At 39.8% G+C, this 5,710-nt stretch carries 5 protein-coding genes and 2 pseudogenes; all 7 read left to right on the top strand.

Annotated features, from left to right (window positions below; genetic code table 11):
• Positions 1-205: pseudogene (locus tag IQ234_RS19550) on the top strand (gamma carbonic anhydrase family protein); the annotation flags it as partial.
• A 65-nt stretch (positions 206-270) separates the two neighbouring features.
• Positions 271-390, top strand: a complete 120-nt coding sequence (locus IQ234_RS19545) for a photosystem II protein Y (protein WP_002747397.1) — start codon at positions 271-273, stop codon at positions 388-390.
• A 199-nt stretch (positions 391-589) separates the two neighbouring features.
• Entirely contained in the window at positions 590-1,924 is a 1,335-nt protein-coding gene (locus IQ234_RS19540; protein ID WP_193958305.1) for an FAD-binding oxidoreductase, read from the top strand.
• A gap of 317 nt (positions 1,925-2,241) precedes the next feature.
• On the top strand, positions 2,242-3,537 hold the full coding sequence (purB, locus tag IQ234_RS19535; protein WP_193958306.1) for an adenylosuccinate lyase: 1,296 nt from the start codon (positions 2,242-2,244) through the stop codon (positions 3,535-3,537).
• A 49-nt stretch (positions 3,538-3,586) separates the two neighbouring features.
• The gene (locus tag IQ234_RS21670) at positions 3,587-3,721 is read left to right on the top strand and encodes a hypothetical protein (RefSeq protein ID WP_002747389.1); all 135 of its coding nucleotides are present in this window, start codon (positions 3,587-3,589) and stop codon (positions 3,719-3,721) included.
• A gap of 27 nt (positions 3,722-3,748) precedes the next feature.
• Positions 3,749-5,209: an AAA family ATPase gene (locus IQ234_RS19530; protein ID WP_193958304.1), complete on the top strand. Its 1,461-nt coding sequence runs from the start codon at positions 3,749-3,751 to the stop codon at positions 5,207-5,209.
• Positions 5,151-5,618: pseudogene (locus IQ234_RS19525) on the top strand (hypothetical protein); the annotation flags it as partial. The gene IQ234_RS19530 and the pseudogene IQ234_RS19525, both read left to right, overlap by 59 nt.
• Positions 5,619-5,710: the final 92 nt, after the last annotated feature.

Raw genomic sequence — 5,710 nt, 5'->3', positions numbered from 1 at the left:
GGGTAGTATTGTCGGGGCGGGTAGTATTGTGACAAAAGATATACCACCGCGATCTTTAGTGGTGGGCATTCCCGCTAAACGCGTCCGGGAAGTGTCGCCACAGGAGGCTCAAGAGTTGATCGAACACGCCGAGCGCTATGCTAAACTTGCCCTCGTTCATGGGGGAAAAGGTACTGATACCGGATTCCCAAAAGGGGCGGTTTAGGGTATAAATATAAGATGAGAATCAAGTAACAATCTTTTAAGCACTGACCGAGGAGAAGAAAATCTATGGACTGGAGAGTGTTAATCGTTTTAACCCCTTTGCTTATTGCTGGTGGCTGGGCTGTCTTCAATATCGGCGCTGCCGCTATTAGACAAGCTCAACAGTTTCTCAGCAAACAAAGTTAATAAAAGTTTATACTTCTTAGTAAAACCGACCGCCTAGGCGATCGGTTTTTAATTTTTCCTTTTTGAATTATGAATTATGAATTATGAATTATGAATTATGAATTGGGGTGTGGGGAGAACAAATAAAAATAATCTCCTGAATCCTGAATCCTGAATCCTAACCCCACCAATACACTTTTTCAGCAATCTCTACCTAACCATGAAATCTAACTGTCAAAATCTCATTGAAGAACTTTCCCATTTGGAAATTATCACCGATCCGGGGCAAGTGGCGAAACTTTCCTTAGATTATTATCATTTTAGTCCCATTTTAGAGGCAAAACTGCAAGATAAACGGGCTGATTTAGTCATTCGTCCCCACAATAGCCAAGAAGTTATTGACATCGCTAAAACCTGCGTTAAATACCAAACTTCTTTAACAGTTAGAGGTGCGGGTACAGGTAATTATGGTCAATGTGTTCCCTTGGGGGGAGGAGTAATTTTAGACACAACCAAACTAACAAAAATTATCTCGATCGAACCGGGGACAGCGCGAGTAGAAGCGGGGGTAAAAATGGCATTTTTTGATAAACAAGCTCGCGCAATTGGTTGGGAATTAAGAATGGCTCCCTCTACCTATCGGACGGCGACAATTGGCGGTTTTATCGGGGGTGGCAGTGTGGGTATGGGTTCAATTAATTATGGACAATTGAAGGATAGGGGCAATCTGCAAGCAGTGCAGTTAGTCACCCTAGAAACAGAACCAAAAATTATCGAATTACGGGGGGATGAGGTAGAAAAAGTCAATCATGCCTACGGAACCAATGGCATTATTACCGAGTTAGAAATAGCCCTCGCTCCCTGTTATCCTTGGGCGGAATTTATCGTTACTTTTGCCGATTTTATCACCGCCGCTAAATTTGGTCAAGCTCTCAGTGATAGTGATGGCATTGTTAAGAAAATGGTTAGTGTTCACTCTTGGCCAATTCCCGCTTATTTTATCGCTCTTAAGGATTATTTACCCACAGGAAAAGCGGCAGTTTTGTTAATAGTATCTGACAGCGATCGAGTCGCCTTAGAGTCTTTAATTCAAGAATATAATGGTGAACTGACTTACTATAAAACGCCAGAAGAAACCCAAAAAGGTAATAGTATCTTAGAATTTACTTGGAATCATACTACTCTCCACGCGCGTAGTTGTAACCCCAAGATAACTTATCTACAAGCTTTTTATTTTAATCTAGCCACGGTGGAGAAACTCTATAATTATTTTGGTGAGGAAATCATGATGCACCTAGAATTTTTGAAATTTCAAGGTAAAGTTATTCCCGCCGGTCTTCCCTTGCTAGAATTTACCACAGAAACTCGATTAAATGAGATTATTGCTATCTATGAACAACAGGGGGCAGCCATTGCCAATCCTCACACTTATATCATGGAAGATGGCGGCAGCAGACAGATTAATCCGCTGCAATTAGAATTTAAAAAACTCGTCGATCCCTACGGATTGAACAATCCGGGTAAAATGCGAGCATGGGTTGAAGCAAGAGGGTAGGGATTCGATTCAAGCTAAATTAAACAAGATAGTTCACCGCAGCTCTCTTGGATTTGGTGGGTAAAATGTATTCTTAAGATATAATCCTCCTAGAGAGGGGGTGGAACGAACCACAAAGACACAAAGGACACAAAGTATCGATCAATCCTATGTAAGTTAAACTTATCACACACAACCTAGAAGAGCCTCACCGCTACTACTGAATCACTAACCGGAAAAAAGGGAGTGGGGAAAACAAAACTCCCCGCTGCCCCTTGCCTATTCCCAGACTTGCCCCGATCCGATACAATTAAACGGTTGTCTTGGAAGAATTAATAGTGATCGAGCGTTATACTCTCCCTGCAATGGGGAATTTGTGGACGGATAGATATAAATATCAAACATGGCTAGAGGTAGAGATAGCCGTCTGTGAAGCGCAGGCAGAATTAGGCTATATTCCGGGGGATGCAGTGGCAGAAATTAAGGCAAAGGCTAATTTTAATCCCGATCGCATTTTAGAAATAGAAGCAGAAGTGCGCCACGATGTCATCGCATTTTTAACAAATGTTAACGAATATGTGGGCGAGCCGGGACGTTATATTCATTTGGGTTTAACCAGTTCTGATGTATTAGATACCGCCCTGTCTTTACAATTAGTCGCCAGTTTAAACCTGATTTTAGAACAATTAGAAGATTTTATCCAAGCCCTGCGCTATCGCGCCCAAGAACACCGTTATACAGTCATGGTAGGACGTTCCCACGGCATTCACGCCGAACCGATCACCTTTGGCTTTAAACTAGCGGGATGGTTAGCGGAAGTGCTGCGAGGACGCGATCGTTTAATTCGCTTGCGCCAAGACATCGCCATCGGTAAAATATCCGGTGCAGTGGGAACCTATGCCAATATTGATCCGAAAATTGAGGCTTTAACCTGTCAGAAGTTAGGATTAGAACCGGATACCGCTTCCACTCAAGTTATCTCGCGCGATCGACACGCCGATTATGTGCAACAATTAGCCTTATTAGCGGCTTCGATCGAACGTTTTGCCGTGGAGATTCGCAACCTGCAAAGAACCGATGTCCTAGAAGTGGAAGAATACTTTTCCAAAGGACAAAAAGGCTCCTCCGCTATGCCCCATAAACGTAATCCCATCCGTTCAGAACGCTTAACGGGAATGGCGAGAATTATCCGTAGTCATAGCGTTTCCGCCTTAGAAAATATCGCCCTCTGGCACGAAAGAGATATTTCCCATAGTTCCGTAGAACGGGTGATGCTGCCCGATGTTTGCATTTTGACCCACTTTATGCTCAAGGAAATCACCGATTTAGTTAAAAATCTGCTGGTGTATCCCGAAAACATGAAGCGAAATATGAATGTTTACGGTGGCGTGATTTTCAGTCAAAGAGTTCTTTTAACTTTAGTGAGTAAGGGAATTAGCCGGGAATCTGCCTATAAAATCGTCCAAGAAAACGCCCATCGCGCTTGGAACACCGATAACGGCAATTTTAAAGCTTTTATCAGCCAAGATGAGCGAGTTACTGGCATTTTATCCCCCGACGAGATCGAAAGTTGCTTTGATCCCCAGCAGCACCTAAATCATCTTAATAGCATCTACCAAAGGTTAGATATTTAAGGAGCTTTCAGTGATCAGCTAACCACTAGCTTGTTGCTTTAGAAAGGTAATGACAGCGTTTTGGATTGTCGGTTGGCGATCGATCTTTTCTCAGAAAGCGATCGCTGTTCGTTTCTCGATCAAGGTCGCGTTTGAAGATAAAACCAAAGAATCGGCGCAAGCGAGTACGAATCGGGTAAAATAAGGGTCTGTATTCGGAGTGTTCGTTTTTATGATGAAAATCAAACTCTTGAATTTAGGTAGTATTAAAGAGGCAGAAGTGGATCTTCGGCCTCTAACCGTTATTATTGGCCCGAATAATTCTAATAAAACTTATATCGCCTACTCGATTTATGGGTTATGGATTAATCAGCTTGACGGCTTTTATTTTTCTAGTGAAATTTTAGAAAAAATAGAATTTACAAATCAAGCCGATCATTGGTCTTTAAAAATAGACCGACATTTTTATGATGTTATATCCGAAATTGTTCAAAAGTCCGCATCTGAATTTAGCGGGATAAAACTACAATCTTTTTTCCAAGATTCTAGCGGCAAGATTTTTGAAAAAACGAAATTCAGTATCGAAATTTCCGAAGATGATATTAAAACAGCTATAGAAAAAGTTTTAGCGGATACAATTGAATATCGCGGGTCATTAGCTTCACTTGGAATCAAGAAAATCGAGCGAAGCGAGAACAATAATGAGATTTTATTTTATCAAGAAAAAGAAGATAAAATTGATAATTATAAAGACATAGTTTTTCTTAATTTTGTTGCTGCTGTTGTAAAATTTTCATTTTCCGACGCACTTCCTTTACCCGCCGAAAGAAACGCTTTTATAAATACCTATAAAATGCTGGGCAATAGAAGATATAAGCTACTTAAAGGGAATCAGAGAGAGCTATTGACACAAGGACGTATTAATAGACGTATTAATCGAGATAGACAGTTAGAGTTACTGAAAGAACAGGGAGATATTCGCTATCCTCAACCAGTAGAGGATTTTTTAGATTTTTTAACTGACATAGAACTAGAAAATAAGCCCGATCCCATTGCCAAAAACAAAAATGATTTTCAAAAATTAGCTGATCAAATTGAAAAGTATATTCAAAATAACAATAAAACAATCTTTAAAAAGACTAAAATTGGAGGCAGAGAAATTAAAGTTTCGGTAAAAAGAAGTTTAGAGATCGATCTTTATAATGCTTCCTCGTCTATTAAACAATTAGCCCCGCTTTTACTCTATTTACGCTATCGAGCAAAATCGGGGGATTTTCTGGTGATCGATGAGCCTGAAATGAACTTACATCCAGAATCTCAGGTAAAATTGTTAGAATCTTTAGCGATTTTAGTAAATTTAGGAGTTAGAATTTTATTGACGACTCATAGCCCCTATTTGATGGCTCATCTTAACAATATTGTTAATGGTAATCACCAAAATCCAGAACTTTTAGCCGAACAAGCTAAATTGCTTTATCTGCAAGATAGCCGAGCTTTTCTTAAAATGGAACAGGTTAGCGCCTATGAAATGAAAAATAATCAATTACTTTCTTTACACGACCCTGAATACGGTATTCGTTGGGATACTCTCAGCGATGTATCAGTTGATATTCAACAAAAGTTTTTTGCAATTTATGAAGCAGGACAACAAAACCAAGAAACCGAAGAAGGATGTTCCTCAGAAGAAGAATAAACTCGATTGGCAAAAATTTAACTTTTTAGAAAATTTGCTTATTTTCTGTACCGTACCCGATCGGATCGCTCCACCCGAAAGCGGTGTCAGCTTTCGGATTACCAAGCAAGAAAAAGATTCCGTTTGTATTTTATTTAAAACTGATCGTCGGGAGGATCCTCTTGTTAGAAATCAAAAGCAGAAAAGACCTGATTATTTATCTCTTTTTATTCAGAATGACTTACTTCTGCTGACAATTATCGAGATGAAGGGAACTAATAAAAATTCCACGAGTACAGGTATCGAACAAATTACAACTTTTAGAGATATTTTAAAACAAGAAATCGCCGATCATGTCACCAGTAAACTCAAATATAAATTACAAGGTATCCTATGGGAGCATCTCACCTTTGCAATAAGTAGAAATGCTTAATGAGATCAATAAAAAAGTTAAAAAAGGCAACCATTTAGATAAGCACAGCGATGACGAAGGACTTGCGGTACATTACCAGATTCCCAACT

Source organism: Microcystis aeruginosa LEGE 91341, from assembly GCF_015206885.1.
Taxonomy (GTDB): domain Bacteria; phylum Cyanobacteriota; class Cyanobacteriia; order Cyanobacteriales; family Microcystaceae; genus Microcystis; species Microcystis aeruginosa_H.
Note: the sequence above shows the minus strand (reverse complement) of the source record. Positions and strands in the feature narration are given on the sequence as shown.

What these genes read in the sequence shown, in the direction of transcription:
- IQ234_RS19545 (WP_002747397.1), top strand. Translation starts at nt 271, where the DNA reads ATGGACTGGAGAGTGTTAATCGTTTTAACCCCTTTGCTTATTGCTGGT.
- IQ234_RS21670 (WP_002747389.1), top strand. Translation starts at nt 3,587, where the DNA reads ATGACAGCGTTTTGGATTGTCGGTTGGCGATCGATCTTTTCTCAGAAA.
- IQ234_RS19540 (WP_193958305.1), top strand. Translation starts at nt 590, where the DNA reads ATGAAATCTAACTGTCAAAATCTCATTGAAGAACTTTCCCATTTGGAA.
- IQ234_RS19530 (WP_193958304.1), top strand. Translation starts at nt 3,749, where the DNA reads ATGATGAAAATCAAACTCTTGAATTTAGGTAGTATTAAAGAGGCAGAA.